At 59.2% G+C, this 15,753-nt stretch carries 15 protein-coding genes and 2 pseudogenes; 12 read left to right on the top strand and 5 right to left on the bottom strand.

Going from position 1 to position 15,753, the window contains the following annotated elements; all coding sequences use genetic code 11:
• Nucleotides 1-11 precede the first annotated feature (11 nt).
• From FIV39_RS10240 to FIV39_RS10265, 6 genes are all read left to right on the top strand, one after another.
• Nucleotides 12-1,127 carry an NAD(P) transhydrogenase subunit alpha gene (locus tag FIV39_RS10240; protein ID WP_146371510.1) on the top strand — a complete coding sequence of 372 codons (1,116 nt, stop codon included), beginning with the start codon at nt 12-14 and terminating at the stop codon, nt 1,125-1,127.
• Complete coding sequence (locus FIV39_RS10245; protein WP_090404200.1) at nt 1,124-1,465, top strand: NAD(P) transhydrogenase subunit alpha; 342 nt, start codon at nt 1,124-1,126, stop codon at nt 1,463-1,465. Before FIV39_RS10240 ends, FIV39_RS10245 begins: the two co-directional genes overlap by 4 nt.
• 9 nt (nt 1,466-1,474) lie before the next feature.
• Nucleotides 1,475-2,911: an NAD(P)(+) transhydrogenase (Re/Si-specific) subunit beta gene (locus FIV39_RS10250; RefSeq protein ID WP_090404198.1), complete on the top strand. Its 1,437-nt coding sequence runs from the start codon at nt 1,475-1,477 to the stop codon at nt 2,909-2,911.
• Between the two features lie 65 nt (nt 2,912-2,976).
• On the top strand, nt 2,977-4,011 hold the full coding sequence (gene adhP, locus FIV39_RS10255; RefSeq protein ID WP_090404196.1) for an alcohol dehydrogenase AdhP: 1,035 nt from the start codon (nt 2,977-2,979) through the stop codon (nt 4,009-4,011).
• Between the two features lie 14 nt (nt 4,012-4,025).
• On the top strand, nt 4,026-5,138 hold the full coding sequence (locus FIV39_RS10260) for an NAD(P)H-hydrate epimerase (RefSeq protein WP_090404194.1): 1,113 nt from the start codon (nt 4,026-4,028) through the stop codon (nt 5,136-5,138).
• Between the two features lie 103 nt (nt 5,139-5,241).
• On the top strand, nt 5,242-5,931 hold the full coding sequence (locus FIV39_RS10265; protein WP_090404192.1) for a dienelactone hydrolase family protein: 690 nt from the start codon (nt 5,242-5,244) through the stop codon (nt 5,929-5,931).
• A 78-nt stretch (nt 5,932-6,009) separates the two neighbouring features.
• On the opposite strand, the gene FIV39_RS10270 is transcribed toward FIV39_RS10265, so the two are convergent.
• On the bottom strand, nt 6,010-6,573 hold the full coding sequence (locus FIV39_RS10270) for a GNAT family N-acetyltransferase (protein ID WP_090404190.1): 564 nt from the start codon (nt 6,571-6,573) through the stop codon (nt 6,010-6,012).
• Nucleotides 6,574-6,782: 209 nt separating this feature from the next.
• Between FIV39_RS10270 and FIV39_RS10275 the strand changes: the two genes are divergently transcribed.
• The 3 genes from FIV39_RS10275 (at nt 6,783) to FIV39_RS10285 (ending at nt 8,666) form a co-directional block, all read left to right on the top strand.
• Entirely contained in the window at nt 6,783-7,343 is a 561-nt protein-coding gene (locus tag FIV39_RS10275; RefSeq protein ID WP_090404188.1) for a nitroreductase family protein, read from the top strand.
• 66 nt (nt 7,344-7,409) lie between these two features.
• Complete coding sequence (locus tag FIV39_RS10280; protein ID WP_090404186.1) at nt 7,410-8,294, top strand: universal stress protein; 885 nt, start codon at nt 7,410-7,412, stop codon at nt 8,292-8,294.
• Between the two features lie 117 nt (nt 8,295-8,411).
• Nucleotides 8,412-8,666, top strand: coding sequence for an Lpp/OprI family alanine-zipper lipoprotein (locus FIV39_RS10285; protein ID WP_090404183.1), 255 nt, complete (start codon nt 8,412-8,414; stop codon nt 8,664-8,666).
• A 139-nt stretch (nt 8,667-8,805) separates the two neighbouring features.
• Here the strand turns inward: FIV39_RS10285 and FIV39_RS10290 are convergent, their stop codons facing one another.
• Together FIV39_RS10290 and arcD are read right to left on the bottom strand one after the other, a co-directional pair.
• Nucleotides 8,806-9,348, bottom strand: a complete 543-nt coding sequence (locus tag FIV39_RS10290) for an Hsp20/alpha crystallin family protein (RefSeq protein ID WP_090404181.1) — start codon at nt 9,346-9,348, stop codon at nt 8,806-8,808.
• Between the two features lie 92 nt (nt 9,349-9,440).
• On the bottom strand, nt 9,441-10,931 hold the full coding sequence (arcD, locus tag FIV39_RS10295; protein WP_090404179.1) for an arginine-ornithine antiporter: 1,491 nt from the start codon (nt 10,929-10,931) through the stop codon (nt 9,441-9,443).
• Between the two features lie 257 nt (nt 10,932-11,188).
• On the opposite strand from arcD, the pseudogene FIV39_RS32980 reads away from it, so the two are divergent.
• The 3 genes and pseudogenes from FIV39_RS32980 to FIV39_RS10305 form a co-directional block, all read left to right on the top strand.
• Nucleotides 11,189-11,328 (top strand): annotated as a pseudogene (locus tag FIV39_RS32980) (LysR family transcriptional regulator); the annotation flags it as partial.
• Nucleotides 11,323-11,931, top strand: a complete 609-nt coding sequence (locus FIV39_RS10300) for a dTMP kinase (protein ID WP_090409975.1) — start codon at nt 11,323-11,325, stop codon at nt 11,929-11,931. The pseudogene FIV39_RS32980 and the gene FIV39_RS10300, both read left to right, overlap by 6 nt.
• A 397-nt stretch (nt 11,932-12,328) precedes the next feature.
• A pseudogene (locus FIV39_RS10305) lies at nt 12,329-13,206 on the top strand (LysR substrate-binding domain-containing protein).
• A 240-nt stretch (nt 13,207-13,446) separates the two neighbouring features.
• Here FIV39_RS10305 and FIV39_RS10310 read toward each other — a convergent pair.
• Both FIV39_RS10310 and FIV39_RS10315 read right to left on the bottom strand, forming a co-directional pair.
• On the bottom strand, nt 13,447-14,631 hold the full coding sequence (locus FIV39_RS10310) for an MFS transporter (protein ID WP_244176325.1): 1,185 nt from the start codon (nt 14,629-14,631) through the stop codon (nt 13,447-13,449).
• Nucleotides 14,632-14,798: 167 nt separating this feature from the next.
• The gene (locus FIV39_RS10315; RefSeq protein WP_027620514.1) at nt 14,799-15,725 is read right to left on the bottom strand and encodes an alpha/beta hydrolase; all 927 of its coding nucleotides are present in this window, start codon (nt 15,723-15,725) and stop codon (nt 14,799-14,801) included.
• Between the last annotated feature and the right edge of the window lie 28 nt (nt 15,726-15,753).

A 15,753-nucleotide genomic window follows, 5' to 3' on the forward strand; every position in this document is an offset into this window, starting at 1 on the left:
AGGAGCGCGCGATGTACGTCAATGTGGCTGTGATGAAGGAAACCCACGCGCACGAGCGGCGAGTGGCGCTGGTGCCGGCCCTGTGTGCGAAGTTGTGTGCCTTGGGCGCAAAACTGCACATGCAAGCGGGGGCGGGCGAGGCCAGTTTTTTGCCGGACGCTGCTTACCCGGACACGGTGTTTGTGTCTGGTAACGGACACTGGCTGCACGAAGCCGATGTGGTACTGGCCGTGCAGCCGCCGTCCCTGGAGGTGGTCGGCAAGATGAAACCGGGCTCGGTGCTCCTGTGTTTTGTGTATGCACAGAAGAACCCGGCCCTGGTGCAACGTTTGCTGGAGCGCCAGGTCACGTGTTTTGCGATGGAACGCCTGCCGCGTACCACGCGGGCCCAGTCGATGGATGCGCTCTCCAGTCAATCGGCCTTGTCCGGTTACTACGCGGTGCAACTGGGCTCGGTGCACATGTCTCGTATCCTGCCGAAGGTCACCACCGCCGCAGGCATTGTCGGGCCTGCGCGGGTGTTGGTCATGGGGTTGGGGGTGGCGGGGCTGGAAGCCATCGCCACCGCGCACCGTCTGGGCGCGGTGGTCGAGGGCTACGATGTGCGCCCGGAAACCGCCGAACAGGCCAGGTCCCTGGGCGCGACTTTTGTCGATGTGGGGGTCGATGCGCGTGGCAAAGGCGGGTATGCGCGGGAGTTGAACGACGCAGAGAAAGATCGGGTGGCGAAGGTACTCACCGAGCACCTTCAACAGGCCGACCTGGTCATCACGACGGCGGCGGTGCCAGGCCGGCCGTCACCGCGCCTGGTCAGCGCCGCACAGCTTGCGGGGATGAAACCTGGCGCGGTGATTGTCGACCTGGGCGCCGAAGGCGGTGGTAATTGCGAAGGCTGCGTCCCTGGGCAGACGGTCATGATCGGCCAGGTCACGCTGTTGGCGCCGTTGAACCTGCCCTCATCCTTGAGCCAGGACGCCAGCCTGTTGTATGCGAAAAACCAGTTCAACCTGTTGGCGCTGATCTTGAAAAACAATGTCATCAGCATCGATTGGGACGATCAGATCCTCGCGCAAACGGCACTCACCCACGCCGGCAAGCTTGTGCCTGCCTTGGAGGCGACTTCATGAACAGCGTCGGTTTGCTCGGACTTTATATCTTCATGCTCGCCGCGTTTGCCGGCTGGGTCATCATCGGCCGGGTCCCGGCCATTCTGCACACGCCGTTGATGTCAGGCTCGAATTTCATCCACGGCATCGTGGTGATCGGCGGCCTGATCGGGCTGCTCGATGCGGCAACGGTGCCCGAGCAGGTGGCGGGGTTTGTCGCGGTGCTGCTCGGCGCGGGGAATGCGGCGGGCGGGTATGCCGTGACGGGCCGGATGCTCGCGATGTTCCAGCCCAGCGCGCCAGAACCCAAACGGCGTAAAGCCCATCACTCCACCACCAGAAAGCCTGAGAAGGCCTGAGGTTCGATCATGCTGATCATGACGTCGCAATGGCTGATAGGGCTGGTGTATGTGCTCGCGGCTTTTTTGTTGATTTTCGGGTTGTGGCGGATGTCTTCGCCCGTCACCGCGTCCGGGGGCATTCATGTCGCCGGCTGGGGGATGGGCGCTGCGGTCATCGTCAGCTTTCTGTACGTGTTGACCGTGAGCGAGGCGGCAAGGCCGCACCTGCCGGTCAACGTCAGCCTGGCGCTGTTGGCCTTGTTGCTGGGCGGTGGCGCCGCCTGGTGGAGCGGGCGTAAAGCGGCCATGACCGCCATGCCGCAGATGGTCGCGTTGTACAACGGCATGGGCGGTGGTGCTGCTGCCGCGATTGCCGCCATGGAGCTGTTCGGCGGGCGGGTCGTCGACCTGGCGGCATTGGCCGGCACCTTGTTGGGCGCGTTGATCGGGGCGGTGTCGTTATCGGGCTCCTTGATTGCCTGGGCCAAGTTGGACGGGCGCCTCAACAAACCCTTGCGTCTGAAGGGCCTGCAACTGATTAACGCGCTGCTGATGCTGGTGACCCTCGGTGCCGGGGCCTGGTTGATGATCGCCCTGCAGGCTGCTGACGGCGCATCAGGCCAACTGCTGGGGTTGATCGCGGTGTTCTTCGGCTGTGCGTTGCTGTTCGGCGTATTGATGACGTTGCCCATCGGCGGCGCCGATATGCCCGTAGTGATCTCCATCTATAACGCCTTTACCGGCCTGGCCGTCGGCCTTGAAGGTTTTGTGTTGCAGGTCCCGGCCATGATGATTGCCGGCATGCTGGTGGGCGCCGCTGGCGTGCTGCTGACCCTGCTGATGGCCAAAGCCATGAACCGCTCGGTGGCCCACGTGCTGTTCGCGCGTTTCGGCGACCAGCCCACACGCAAAGGTGCAGCGATCGTCGGTGAGCTCAAGCCGACGGCCGCAAGCGATGCGGGTGTGGCCATGCGTTACGCCAATACCGTCATCATCGTGCCGGGCTATGGCCTGGCCGTCGCACAGGGCCAGCAAAAGCTCTATGAACTCGTCAAGTTATTGCAGGCGCACGGCGTGCTGGTGCGCTTTGCGGTGCACCCGGTGGCGGGGCGCATGCCGGGGCAGATGGACGTGTTACTGGCAGAGGCTGGCGTGCCCTACGACCTGATTTTCCAGCTGGACGACATCAATACCGACTTCCCCAGCACGGATATGGTGCTGGTGATCGGCGCCAACGACGTGGTCAACCCGGCGGCGCGCACGGACAAAGCCTCACCGATCTATGGCATGCCAATCCTGGATGTCGACAAGGCGCATCATGTGTACGTGGTCAAGCGCGGGGAGGGCAAGGGTTATGCCGGTATCCAGAACCCGCTGTTTTACGCAGAGAACTGCAACATGGTGTACGGCGATGCGCAGGCTGTCCTGGTCAAAATGATCGAGGCCGTCAGAGGGCTGGGTTAACGATTTTTCGGGACTGACCCGGCATTCGCCAGGCCAGCGAGCACCATCTGCAAGAGGGACGCGTGATGAACAACAAAATGTTGGCCGCCGTGGTCGAGGCGTTTGGACAACCCTTGGTGATGCGTCACCTAGACATCCCGGTACCGGGGCCAGGGATGATCCTGATTAAAGTGGAAGCCTGCGGGGTGTGCCACACCGACCTGCATGCGGCGAAGGGCGATTGGCCGCTCAAGCCCGCGCTGCCGTTTACCCCTGGGCACGAGGGCATCGGCATCGTCGTGGCATTGGGCGAAGGCGTCACTGCCGTACAGAAGGGCGAACGCGTCGGCGTGCCGTGGCTTTATTCGGCCTGCGGTCATTGCGAATACTGCCTGCAAGCCTGGGAGACCGTCTGCGCCAAGGCGGAGTTTGGTGGCTACACACGCAACGGCGGCTTTGCCGAGTACATCCTGGCCGACCCTGAATATGTCGCGCACATCCCCGCCGGGCTGGCGCCGTGCGAGGCGGCACCGATTATTTGCGCGGGGGTGACGACCTACAAAGGCATCAAGGAAGCGGATGTGCGGCCCGGCCAGTGGATTGTCATTTCCGGGGTTGGCGGCTTGGGCCATCTGGCGGTGCAGTATGCCAAGGCCATGGGGTTGCGGGTGTGCGCCGTGGACATCGACGACCGGAAGCTGGCCCATGCGACTCAACTGGGCGCAGACGCCGTTGTGAACGCCAAAAGCGCCGACCCGGTGGCCGCTGTGATTGCCGCGACCCAGGGGGGCGGCCATGGCGTGCTGATTACCGCGCCCTCGCTTGGCGCGTTCAAGCAGGGGGTGGCGATGACGCGCAAACTGGGCACCTGCGTACTGGTGGGCCTGCCACCTGGCGAATTCCCTATGGCGTTGTTCGACGTGGTTGCCAACTGCATCACCGTGCGAGGCTCGTTCGTGGGCAATCGCCAGGACATGGCCGAAGCGCTGGCATTTGCCGCTGAGGGCAAGGTTAAGGCCGATATTGAGTTGCAACCACTGTCGGCGATCAACCAAGTGTTCGAGCGCCTTGAACACGGTGATGTACCCTCTCGGGTGGTGATTGATTTCAGTGCCGATTGAGGACAGGAATACCCATGAGTACGGTTGCGATGGGCTGGCGGCAGAACGTCTTGTTGACGGTGCGCGAGATGGCGGAGGCTGACCGGCTGTCGGTCGTTGCCGGTGTGTCGTCATTCGCGTTGATGAGCAATGCCGGTGCGGCGGTCGCAGGCGAAATCGCGCGCCGCTGGACACCCAGGCCGCTGGTGGTGCTCAGCGGGCCGGGAAACAACGGCGGTGACGGCTTTGTCACCGCCCAACGGCTGGCCGAGGCTGGCTGGCCGGTGACCCTGGCCATGTGGGGCGATCCCGCCGCTCTGAAAGGCGAAGCGAGGCAACATGCACAACGCTGGCAGGGCGAGGTCAAGGCCCTGAGCCCGTCGGTGCTGGAAGGGGCGCACCTGATCGTCGATGCGCTGTTCGGCGCAGGTCTGAGCCGCGCACTGGAGGGGCCGGTGCTCGACACCCTGGCCGCAGCCGGCCGTGGCCACGCGCCGATTATCGCGATCGATACACCCAGCGGCGTGATGGGAGATACCGGTGAAGCCCTGGGTGCCGTAGCGGCGGCTGTGACGGTGACGTTTTTTCGTAAAAAGCCAGGGCATCTGCTGTCTCCGGGTCGGACACTGTGCGGCGAGGTCATCGTCGCCGACATTGGCACCCCCGATGCAGTACTTGATGCCATCGCCCCCCAGGCATTCGAGAACCATCCGGCGTTGTGGATGGCCGAGCTGCCGCGCGCCGGAACTGAGGAGCGGGCACTGCAGGGCCACGGCGTGCTGATCGTTCACGAGGCCTCGTTGCCACGCGAGTCTGGGGGCATGGGCGACACGCTTACCCGCATGCGCGCAGATGCCCGGCGTCGCTCAGCCGTAGTGGTGATACAAGGCCGCGACACGGTTATCGCCGCGCCTGATGGCCGGGCCATTCTCCACTGTCCTGGGCCGTCGACCTTGACGGGGAAGGGCGCCGATGGGGTATTGAAGGCAATTATCCAACGGTTGCTGGCCCAGGGCATGCCGGGGTTTTCGGCGGCAGCGGCGGGGGTGTGGTTGAACGGTGTCGCCGCTGCCGAGTTGGGTGCCGGTTTAGGCCCAACCGATGTGCCGCAGTGGCTGCCTGGCGTGCTCCGTCGGCTCTACGACTGATTTGAGCGCGGATCGGCGAGGGCTTGATTTTTATCAAGGGCCCCCTGTCGCAAAAAGGCAATGTAGCCCGCAGAGACTTCAGCTAGACGAAGGTATTCACCTCATGGCTTCTCCTGTTGGCGCGTCAGGCTCCGAGCTGCAATACAGAAAGTTCAACTTTGCCGGCTTCGAGCTGGCGGGGGATTTGCGATTGCCACAAGGGACCGAATGCCTGGTCATCCTGGTTCACGCCAGTGGCGGCGGGCATTCAAACCCGCGTAACCACTATATCGCCGAGTATTTGGCGCGCCATGGCATGGGCACGTTGGTGGTGGACCTGCTGACGAGAACAGAACAACGCTGGGATAACCTGACCGGTGTGCTGCGCTTCGATATCCCACTGCTCGCCGATCGACTGACCCTGGTCATAAACGCCACTGCCCGCGACGCTGAATTACGCAAGCTGCGTGTGGGTCTGTTCGGCGCCAGTACGGGCGCTGCGGCGGCAATGGTTGCCGCCGCCCGCTCGTCCACTGTGCGGGCAGTCGTCAGTCGAGGAGGGCGCACCGATCTGGCGGCCCAGGCATTGCCCCTGGTCAACGCCCCGACCTTGCAAGTGGTGGGCGCAGACGACCCGATGATACTGCGCCTGAATGCGCAGACCAGCCAGACATTGCACTGCACACAACGCCTGGAAGTGGTCAAGGGCGCAACACACCTCTTCAAGGAACCCGGTGCCCTGGCGGACGTGGCGCGGCTCACGGGCAACTGGTTTGAACAATACTTGTACAAGGAGGCCGCCTGCACTTCTTAGCCTTGGCAGTGCAAAACGCAACCACCAGGCTGTCCTGGCTTGACCCTGGACGAGGCCCCCGCATGTTGGCGACCCCGTTCAGAGTGTCAGCTCATGAACCAGGCGTTCGAAATCCTGCCCCAGATACACCGATGTGAAACCCAGTTGCTTGTACAAACCATGGATCGGGTAATCGGTCGACAGGTTCGTCGAACACAATGTGCGCAAGCCCTCACGTCTTGCGGTGTCGATCAGATGCCCCAGCAATAAACGCCCCAACCCCTTGCGTTGCCAGCCTTCGGCAACGGCAACCGCGCACTCGCAGCGCTCATCCGCGAAACGCTTATAGCGGCTGACGCCGATGACCTGCAACTCGCCTTCATGGTGGATCAGTGCCACATAGCCACGGCTGACCTCCGCGGAGAGGCTCAGCAGCGCATCGATGATGCGCTCGTCGACACGAGTGACCGCCCCCAAAAAGCGAAATCGCAGCGACAGGGGCGATAAGCGCCGAAAAAACACCAACAGACGCATGCGGTCTTCCACCGACAGCGGGCGAATAAGCACAGGCGTGCCGTCGCGCAATTTCTCCAGCCAATGCTCCGAAGGCGGCGCTTTATCCATCTCGGCGATCAGGGCGGCAGTGTGTGGATTAGCGAACATGGGAATCTCCAGCGCAGTGCAGGCGGTCGGGTCAGGCGCGGCAAGTACCCGCTTGATCACACTGCGTGCTGGGCGAGACGGGCGTGTTGATTAATGTCAAACAGTGCCATGGCCCACTGATCTGTATGGCTGGGACTTAGTTGATAAAAGTCAAGGTTGCCACTGCCACATCGGAGAAGCTGAACGTATTCCTATCAAGGCATACCCCCATGAATGTGAACAAAGCCATTTCCGGCCGGCGCTCGACACGTGACTACACGCCGGCAGCGGTCGATGAAAAAGTCCTCTGCCGTTTGATCGACGCCGCCATGCAGGCGCCGAGCGCGATGAACCAGCAACCCTGGACGTTCACCGTGATTCGTGACCAGGCGCTGCTGGATCGGATTTCCCGTGAAGCCAAGGCTCGCTTGCTTGCCACGACGCCCGTGGGGTCGCACTCCAGTCACTTCCAATCGTTGCTTAGCGATGACAGCTTTCAGATCTTCTACCACGCGCCGTCGCTGGTGCTGATCTCGGGTAACGCCCCCGATCAATGGGTGGTCGAAGACTGCGCCCTGGCCGCGCAAAACCTGATGCTGGCGGCCTACGCCGAGGGGTTGGGCACATGCTGGATCGGCTTCGCCCAGGGCTTTCTGAATACACCCGAGGGCAAGCACATGCTGGGCTTGCCCGTGGAATGGACGCCGGTGGCGCCGATTATCGTGGGCCATCCACTGTCTGCGCCCGTGCCCGTCGCACGCAAGGCACCTGAGATCCACTGGATAGGCTGAACCGAGGACAATTGTCTGTGGGTTTCCTGACGTGGATCAGATTTTCAATCCCTCTGGAGTCGAATCATGAGCCAATACACATGCTTATTACTGATCATCAATCCTGCCCTGCGCGACTCCCCGGCGATCAGCCATGCAGCCGCCCTGGCCAAGGCCAGTGGTGCTAGCCTGCACATTGTCGCGCTGACAAAGCCTTTGGACATCCTGTCGTTGCTTGACGACGACGTGCGGGAAAATGCCCATGCCGCCTACCTTCAGGATCATCGCGACTGGCTGAACCGCCAGGCCGGCAATCTTCGTGCGCTCGAGATTGATGTAACGGCGCAGGCGACTTGGGCCGATGACATCAAGCAAGACATCCTCGATTACGTCACGGAAATGAAGCCCGATCTTTTGATCAAACAAGTGCAGCGCGAATCCGCCTTGAAACGCGCGTTCTTCACCCCTCTGGACTGGCAGTTGCTGCGTGAGTGCCCGGTTCCGGTGTACCTGGTAGGCGGGGGTGGCCATGCCTTGCCACGCCTGGTCGTGGCGGCGGTTGATGCCTCGGATGTTCAATCGATCAACAGCGAGCTGAATGATCGCATCGTCGAGCAGGCCACCAACCTGGCGTTGCAATGCGATGCCGAACTGCACTTGCTGTATGCCTGCGATATCTCCGCGCTCTACATGACCGACATGGGCGGCCTGGCACTATCCGACCTGATGGAGGATCTGCAGAGCACCGAGAAAGTCAGGTTTCTGGAACTGGCGCAACGCTATGGCGTTCCCGCGGATCGTTACCACTTCATCCTGGGCAATCCCGTCTCGGTGTTAAGTGAGTTCGCCACCCGACATCAAGTGGATGTGATCGTGATGGGCAGGGTCCAGTATCAAGGCCTGGAGAAGCTGTTGGGCAGCACGACCGAGCACGTCTTGTACCAGGTACCGTGCAGCATTCTAGCGATCTGATGAGGTGAGCCGTTGAGTAGGCGGTTCTTGATAAAAGTCAGAGCCTTGTCCTTTGGGCGCCGGATACTTTGAGCCGCAGCAGGCTCTTTCCTGCCGTTAATCTCAAGGAGTATCCCCATGAATAAGCGCTTATCCGTTGTATTGCTCAGCATCCTTCTGGCGGTGTCGGCCGGTTGCAGCAACAAGCACACAAAAGAAGTGGACGCGCGCCTGGACTCCGCCCAAAGCAATGCCTTGTCGGCAAAGGCCAGGGCTGATGAGGCGTATTCGAAAGCGGAACAGGCAGCGATCGCGGCCAGTCAGGCGCAAAGCACGGCGGATCAAGCCAACGATCGCGCCAGCCGTATGCTTGAAAAGGCAAGCCGCAAGTAGGGAAGGGGTGCAGCACCCGGCACATTGCCGGGCTTGCTGCGGTGTTCGCCGGGGCCGCGCGTGACCAGCATGGCAGGCTTCAGGCGGACAAAAAAAACCCCTTGCCAGTGTCCCGGCAAGGGGCAGTGCTGCCTGGGATTTACTCGCCTTTGATCGGTACGACTTTATCCGCTTTCATGGCCTCGGGCTTTTTCGGCAACGAGATGCTCAGTACACCCTTACTGAAACTCGCCTCGATCTTATCGGCATCAATACCTTTAGGCAGGTTGAACACCCGCTCGAAGGATCCGTAGTGACGCTCGCTAAGGTGGTAACCCTTACGTTTTTCTTCCTTGTCCTCCTGCTTCTCGCCCTTGATGATCAGGCTGCCGTTGGACAGTTTGACCTGGATATTTTTCTGATCCATGCCAGGGACTTCAGCGGTGATTTCGTAGCTCTTGTCTTTCTCGGTGATGTCCACGGCGGGCGCGCCATGACCGATCAGTTCCCGACGCCAGAACGGTTCTACATCGAACAGTCCCCGGCCGAAGGGCGACAGGCTAGAGCCGCGATTGAAGTCGTCGAACAGGTGGTCAACCTGTTGCCGCAGTTTCTCCAGCGGCCGCCAGAAGTCTGATGTCACTGGAGGCTGGTCGGATTTATGCTCGGTCGTGACCGGCATTTTTTTAACGGAATTGCTCATCTCTCGGTACTCCTTCTCAGGTTGACGACGGGCCGTGAGCCTATGGTCCACGGGCCGCCAAGACAGAACAAAGGTACGAAAGGCTGCCTGCCCTACAAGGTCAGCGTTCCGGTCCACAGCATCCAGCCGGCATAGGCCGCGGCCGCCCAGATGATGATCAACAAGCCCGTTTCAGGACCGCTCAACGGTTGGCCCTGGCGGGCCTTCATGCTGCCCAGGTAGATCAACGAACCGGGCGCGTAGAGGAGGGCGCTGAGCAACATGTATTTCGGCCCGGCGGCGTAGAGCAACCACAGGCAATACGCCGTGGCGACCGTCGCAATGGCCATGTCGCGTATTTGCACGGCGCGGTGGCCGGCGTAGGTTTCACCCTGCCAGGTCAATTTCAATGCATACAGGCCGCTGAACAGGTATGGCAGCAGGATCATCGAGGTGGCCAGGGAGATCAGCGCGAGATAGCTGGCGCTCGAATACAGCGTCAACAGCAGGAACACTTGAATGCAGCCGTTGGTGAGCCACAGCGCGTTGGCGGGCACGCCTTGGGTGTTCTCCACGGCAAGCGCCCCCGGCATGACCTTTTCCTTGGCTGGCGTGAACACTGACTCGGCCGCCAGAAGGGTCCAGGCGAGCAGGGCGCCGCCGACTGAAACAATCAGGCCGATGCTGATCAACACCGCGCCCCAAGGCCCCGCGACGACCTGCAGCACGCCAGCCATCGACGGATTTTTCAGGGCGGCGAGTTCCGGTTGTTTGAGCACGCCCAGGGACAACAACGACACGGCTATCAGCAACACCAGGGTGATGACAAAACCGATCACCGTGGCGCGCCCGACGTTGGCACGCTCCGCCGCACGAGCAGAAAACACGTTGGCGCCCTCGATACCGATGAACACCCAGACGGTGACCAGCATGGTGCTTTTGACTTGATCGAGAGTGCTGCCCAAGGTGGACGCGCCCCAGAAATCGACACTGAACGTCTCACGCTGGAACGCCGCGATCACCAGGCCGATAAACAGCAGCAACGGTACGATCTTGGCCACCGTCGTCAGCGCATTGGCCCGCGCAGCGGTGCGCATGCCCCTGAGGATCATCCAGTGCAGCGACCACAACACCACGGACGCACCAGCGATGGCCGCTTTGTTGTTGCCTTCGCCAAACAGCGGAAAGAAGTAACTCAGTGCCGCAAACAGGATCACCAGGTAACTGACGTTGCCGATCCACGCACTGATCCAGTAACCCCAGGCGGAATTGAAACTCAGGTAGTCACCGCCGAGTGCACGGGCGTAGGCAAACACGCCGTTGTCCAGGGCAGGCTGGCGGTCGGACAGGGTCTGATAGACCAGGGCCAACGACAGCATGCCGACACCGGTGATCAACCAACCAATCAGAATGGCGCCTGCGCCTGCGCTGGCGGCCATGTTTTGCGGCAGACTGAAAATGCCGCTGCCGATCATCGAGCCGACCACCAGGGCAATCAGCAGGCTAAGTGACAAACGTTTGGGCTCTACCTTTCGCACGCTGCCCGCAGACGACTGGGCAACAGGCGGGACAACCGGTTGGGTGCCTTGCAAATGCGTAGCCATGGGGAATCTCCACGAAACGAGCGTTTCTGCACCCTTCGAACGTGAGGGGGCGACTGCTGCGTTTAATGTCTGCGTGAAGACCCCGCGTCGGATTGATTTAGATCAGATAGGGCAAAAACAGGGGACAAGGCGCTGTCGGCGGACAATCCGTCAGGTCCTATCCCCATATTGACGAAGTGGGTGTCGTTCTTCGCTGCGGCAACCATTTCCCGATTCAGGTGAATCCCGTCGTCGACTTACCAAAGGGCGATGTCATAATTGGCCGGGTAACCTTGGCGTGTACCCCTAGCTGCTTTCTATTTCTTGCCTTCCGTCATTTGCCTGTATAACGAGCGCCAATAAGGGGCTTGAAGCGGTGCTGCGGGAAGAAGCCAACTTCGGTATCAACATAATGAATCGTCCGCTATTTGTTTCTCTAGATGGACCCAAGGGGACCGGTAAAACCACGCTGTTGGAAGCCGTTACGAAAGTACTGAGGGCAGACAACAAAAAGGTGATCCGACTTTGCGAGAAAAAAAGCGATCCCTACCGGGAGGGAACAATGGCCCTGGTTAACACGCTCGTCAGAAGTCCCTCCCGGGAGTTGGAGCTGCGGGTCTGTGAACGCTTTGCGGATAGCCGTACCTGGATTTCCCAGCATGTGCTGGCTAAACAACCACCAGACAGCATCATCCTGATCGATCGCTGGTACCCGTCTGATGCCGCGTTTCGCCGGATAATTCCGTTTGCAGAGATCCTGCAGTTGAACATTGATCGAAACGTGCGAGTCCCAGACCTGCATGTCGGGATTGTCACCGAGCCTGATATTTCATGGGCGAGGGCCGCGGCACGACGGCGCGGGCTGAGCAGTACCGTGATCCATAAGCTGGAAGAACATGTCGCTTGCACCAAGGCATTCGAGCGAGCAATTGCAGATCACGGTTGGGTGTTATGCCGTAATGAAGGAACGATCGAAGACGCAACGATGCAGGTGATTTCCGCGATCTATAGAGTCCTATAGATGCACGCCGTCGAATCAGTGAGTTACGAGCTCATACAACCTAGCACATGATTTAACAAGTGGGCGATGTCAGATGTTCATGAATCGCTTATGGGTCGAACAACGCTGGCTTAATGCTCCAGAAATGAATGCGGCTGTTCATCGATTGATGTTCATAGACCTAGTTTTCTCCGCCGTCCTTAGGCGCGAGCTCCAGTCCTAAGCTAATCATTTGAGCGAGGAGGGCGTCGATAGCCTCGTCCAAGGTGCCGCCCCTCAAGATCTGTCGTTGCGCCATGGTCGCCTCTAATCATCCGAAACTGAACTGTGCCGTTTGTCCGAGTCCGCAACCTGTCGGAGCCGATGCCGAGGTGACCCAGTTGCCGAGATTTCACTGCCCCATTCTGACTCCTCCTGAATCATTGTCTATGCTGGATTTTTGCAGGTTTGGAGATGGGGCAGTCTTGCGTCGGCAACTGGGTCAATCCAGAGGCAGCGCCAACAGTTAGTCATCAGTTGGCCAAGCTTGAGGGGATGATTGGCAGGCAATTATTCGTGCGAGCGGCACGTGGTGTCTCCCTGACTCCGGTGGGGGAGCAGTACCTGAAAGAAGTCTCCGGGATCCTCCACAGCCTTGCAGTGGCGACCGAGCGTGCTGCCAGCGATGTCAGTCTCGACTGTCTTCGGCTGCATTCGTCGCCTAGCTTCGGCCTGCTCTGGCTGATGCCGCGATTGGAGGCGTTTCGCGCGAGTAATCCCGATATTCAGCTCAACCTGTCATGCTCATACGAGTCTTTGCACTTCAGCCGCGACAAGATTGATGTGGATATCCGTCATGGCATGCCCAACTGGCCAAGCTATGAGGTTCGTACAGTACAAAATGAAAAATTCGCCGTCCTGACCTCACCGAAATTGCTTGCGCAACGACCCATCCAGGTTGCTTCGGATTTACTGGATTGTGATTTGGTGTTGTCTGAAGCCACGCTACTCAAGTGGCCCCAATGGTTTGCCCAACATGGTTTGGCTCGACCGGAAAGACCTTACGCGTTGAGCTTTGATCGATCTTACATGTCACTGGAAGCCGCCAGCCACGGGCTTGGATTCGCACTTGAAAGTACGCTGCTCGCACAGAAGTACCTGGCCTCGGGCGCGTTGGTCGAGGTCGCGCCCGAATCACTCAGCGCGCCGGTAGCCGCTCATCATCTTGTGTTCCCAAAAGCGCACTCCAGCTTTCCGCGCGTCAGACGATTTTTAGAGTGGATGGAAAGTGAGCTGGGGCATGAATTCGCGTATTGAGTGGGGCGTATAAAACTTAGAGCAGAGAACATGGATCCGCCATCGTTGAGTCCTGGCTGACCGAGTGATTTTGATTTGAGTACAAAAGGGCCCAGGGTGTCTTTTCATTAGTGCGATAGCAGAGCGTTAGTTCCAGCAGTCAGCCCGCTGAACCCGTGAAGCTTGTGTATCGACGCGCCATGTCCCGCATTGGCCGGCGCTTCCTTAAAGCTCAGGCACTTTCAAGCATCCGTTTACGGCTCAGCCACTATGCTGTTGGTGGCTGCGTTCGATTTTCCATCGGGTACACAGCGCCAGAGCAATGAAGCATGCGCCAACCCAGCCTATGCAGCTAACGCCCACGCGATCTACCAGCAACCCAGTGATGACTGCACCAATGCCGATGCCTAGATTTATCATTGATACGTTTATGGCGTTGATCAACTGACCAGCGTTCCCAGCCCTTTTTAGCACGTCTATTCCGATAAGCAGGCTGACACCAGCGTGGCTGCTGGCAACGATGATGACGGCGAGTGGGACAGCCCATGTGAGATTGCCAAACACTGACAGGGCGCACATGCCCACGGCCATGGTCACCAAGACCCGTCTGAACAGTGGCTCAAGATCATCTTTCACGCGTTTGGATAGGATCAAATTGCTCGCAATGTCTGCGACTCCGTAGAGACATAGGATCAGTGTGACGTTCATCTCAACGAAGCCGGTCTCCTTTTCCAGGAAGGTAGCCAAGAAGTTGAATACCGAAGCAACGCCAGCAAACATTAAGCATGAACTGACCAAGGTCATTGAGACGTCAGGCTTGAAGGCTACACGGAGGGTGTCGCGCAGATTTTCTTTCTGCCGCGACTCTTCTGTAGGCCTCACCCAAATCCACACGGTTAGCAAAGCCACACTGCTCAGCGCTGTCATCATCCACATTGCCATCCGCCAATTGGTGGCGTCAGCGATGAGTTTGCCGACTGGGACGCCTACGACCGATGCGATCGAGATTCCTACCAAGACTCTACCAATCGCCATGCTTTCATTGCGGCCTTGCGACAGTGACTTCGCGGCCAAAGCGGCGTTTGTCCAGAAAACAGCAACACCGATTCCTCCTAGTACGCGACCAATGAGGATGATGTAGTAGTCGCTAAAGACTGCGGAAATCCCATTCCCGAGAACAAGTGCCACGCACGCGGCGATGAGCAGGGATCGTTTCGAGGCTCGGTGTGCTAGCACACCAATGATGGGCGCGCTGATGCCCATGCCTAAAGCAAAAGCTGTCACCAGCCCACTCGCCGCGCCAATAGTGATGGCCAGCGATGTTGCAATTTCAGGTAGTAAACCTGCGACGATAAATTCAGAGGAGAGCATTACAAATGCAGTGAAGGTCAGCGCATAGACCCTTGGGTTGATCGTGCTGCGGTCTGGTGTCATCGGAAAAACCATCTTCTGAGTTCAGTGGACACGGCCTGCCAAGAAGGGGCGTTTGGTGAAATTTATGGGGTTGGGCAGGGCGCTTGCTCAGGCTCTCTGAATAGCCTGATGAAGCTTTTATAGAAACAGGAATGAGCAAAACCGCGACAGCCACAAAGCTATCGCGGTTGTCCTGCGTTTTAGCGGTTAGCGTCGGCCAAGCCAGCCTCGATGAAGCGAACGGAACTCTCCATAGCCTGCTGACCTTCTGGCAGCATGGTGGCGTAGAAGTGCCAGGCGTGGAACATCGCAGGCCATACTTCCAGGTTCACGCGAACTCGGTTATCAGCCAGGTGAGTTGCAAGGCGCATTGCATCACTCAACATCAGCTCGTTCTCGCCGATCTGCACCAAGATTGGTGGAAGACCGGTGACGTCCGCGAACACAGGTGAGGCCAGAGGATGATTGGCCAATGTGTCGCCTAGGAATGCTCTGGCGAGGATGTCCAAGACAGGCTTGGAGTTCAGAGGATCCAGACCTTCACGGTTGCTCATGGAAGCACCGGTGTGTTCAAGGTTCGCCCATGGTGAGATGGAGGAGCCAACCGCAGGCAATGGAAGCCCTTTCGATTTAGCCGCGACCATGACGCTGACAACCATTGCGCCCCCAGCCGACTCGCCAGAGAACGCGATTTTGTTAGCCGGAATTTTCTGCTCAAGCAACCATTCGTAAGCGCGCAATGTGTCGTCAATAGATGCTGGAAACTTGTGCTCAGGAGCGAGGCGGTAGTCCGGCATGTATACACGAGCACCGAGCATTTTCGCGTAGTTGCCGCCGATACCGTGGTAGCCGTCTGGACGTCCTACAATGTAGGCGCCGCCGTGGATGTACATCACGACCGCGTCGGTTTTGATCTCGTCCGGAGTAACCAGTGTGCCGGGTACGCCACCCATGTCGACTGCTTCGAATTTAACGCCAGCTGGCGCTGGATTTTGCGCGAGCATTTTTGCATAAGAGTCGCGGATGTCGCTCATTTTTGTGGTGGTATCGATTCCCTTAAGAACGGGTACCAGATCGCTAAGGCTATTGGCCCAGGTTTGGACGGCTGCTTGGACTTTAGTGTTCATAATGACCTCAATTGATCGTTGGGAGTGG

Origin of the sequence: Pseudomonas grimontii, assembly GCF_007858185.1 — a bacterium.
GTDB classification, from domain to species: Bacteria; Pseudomonadota; Gammaproteobacteria; order Pseudomonadales; family Pseudomonadaceae; genus Aquipseudomonas; species Aquipseudomonas grimontii.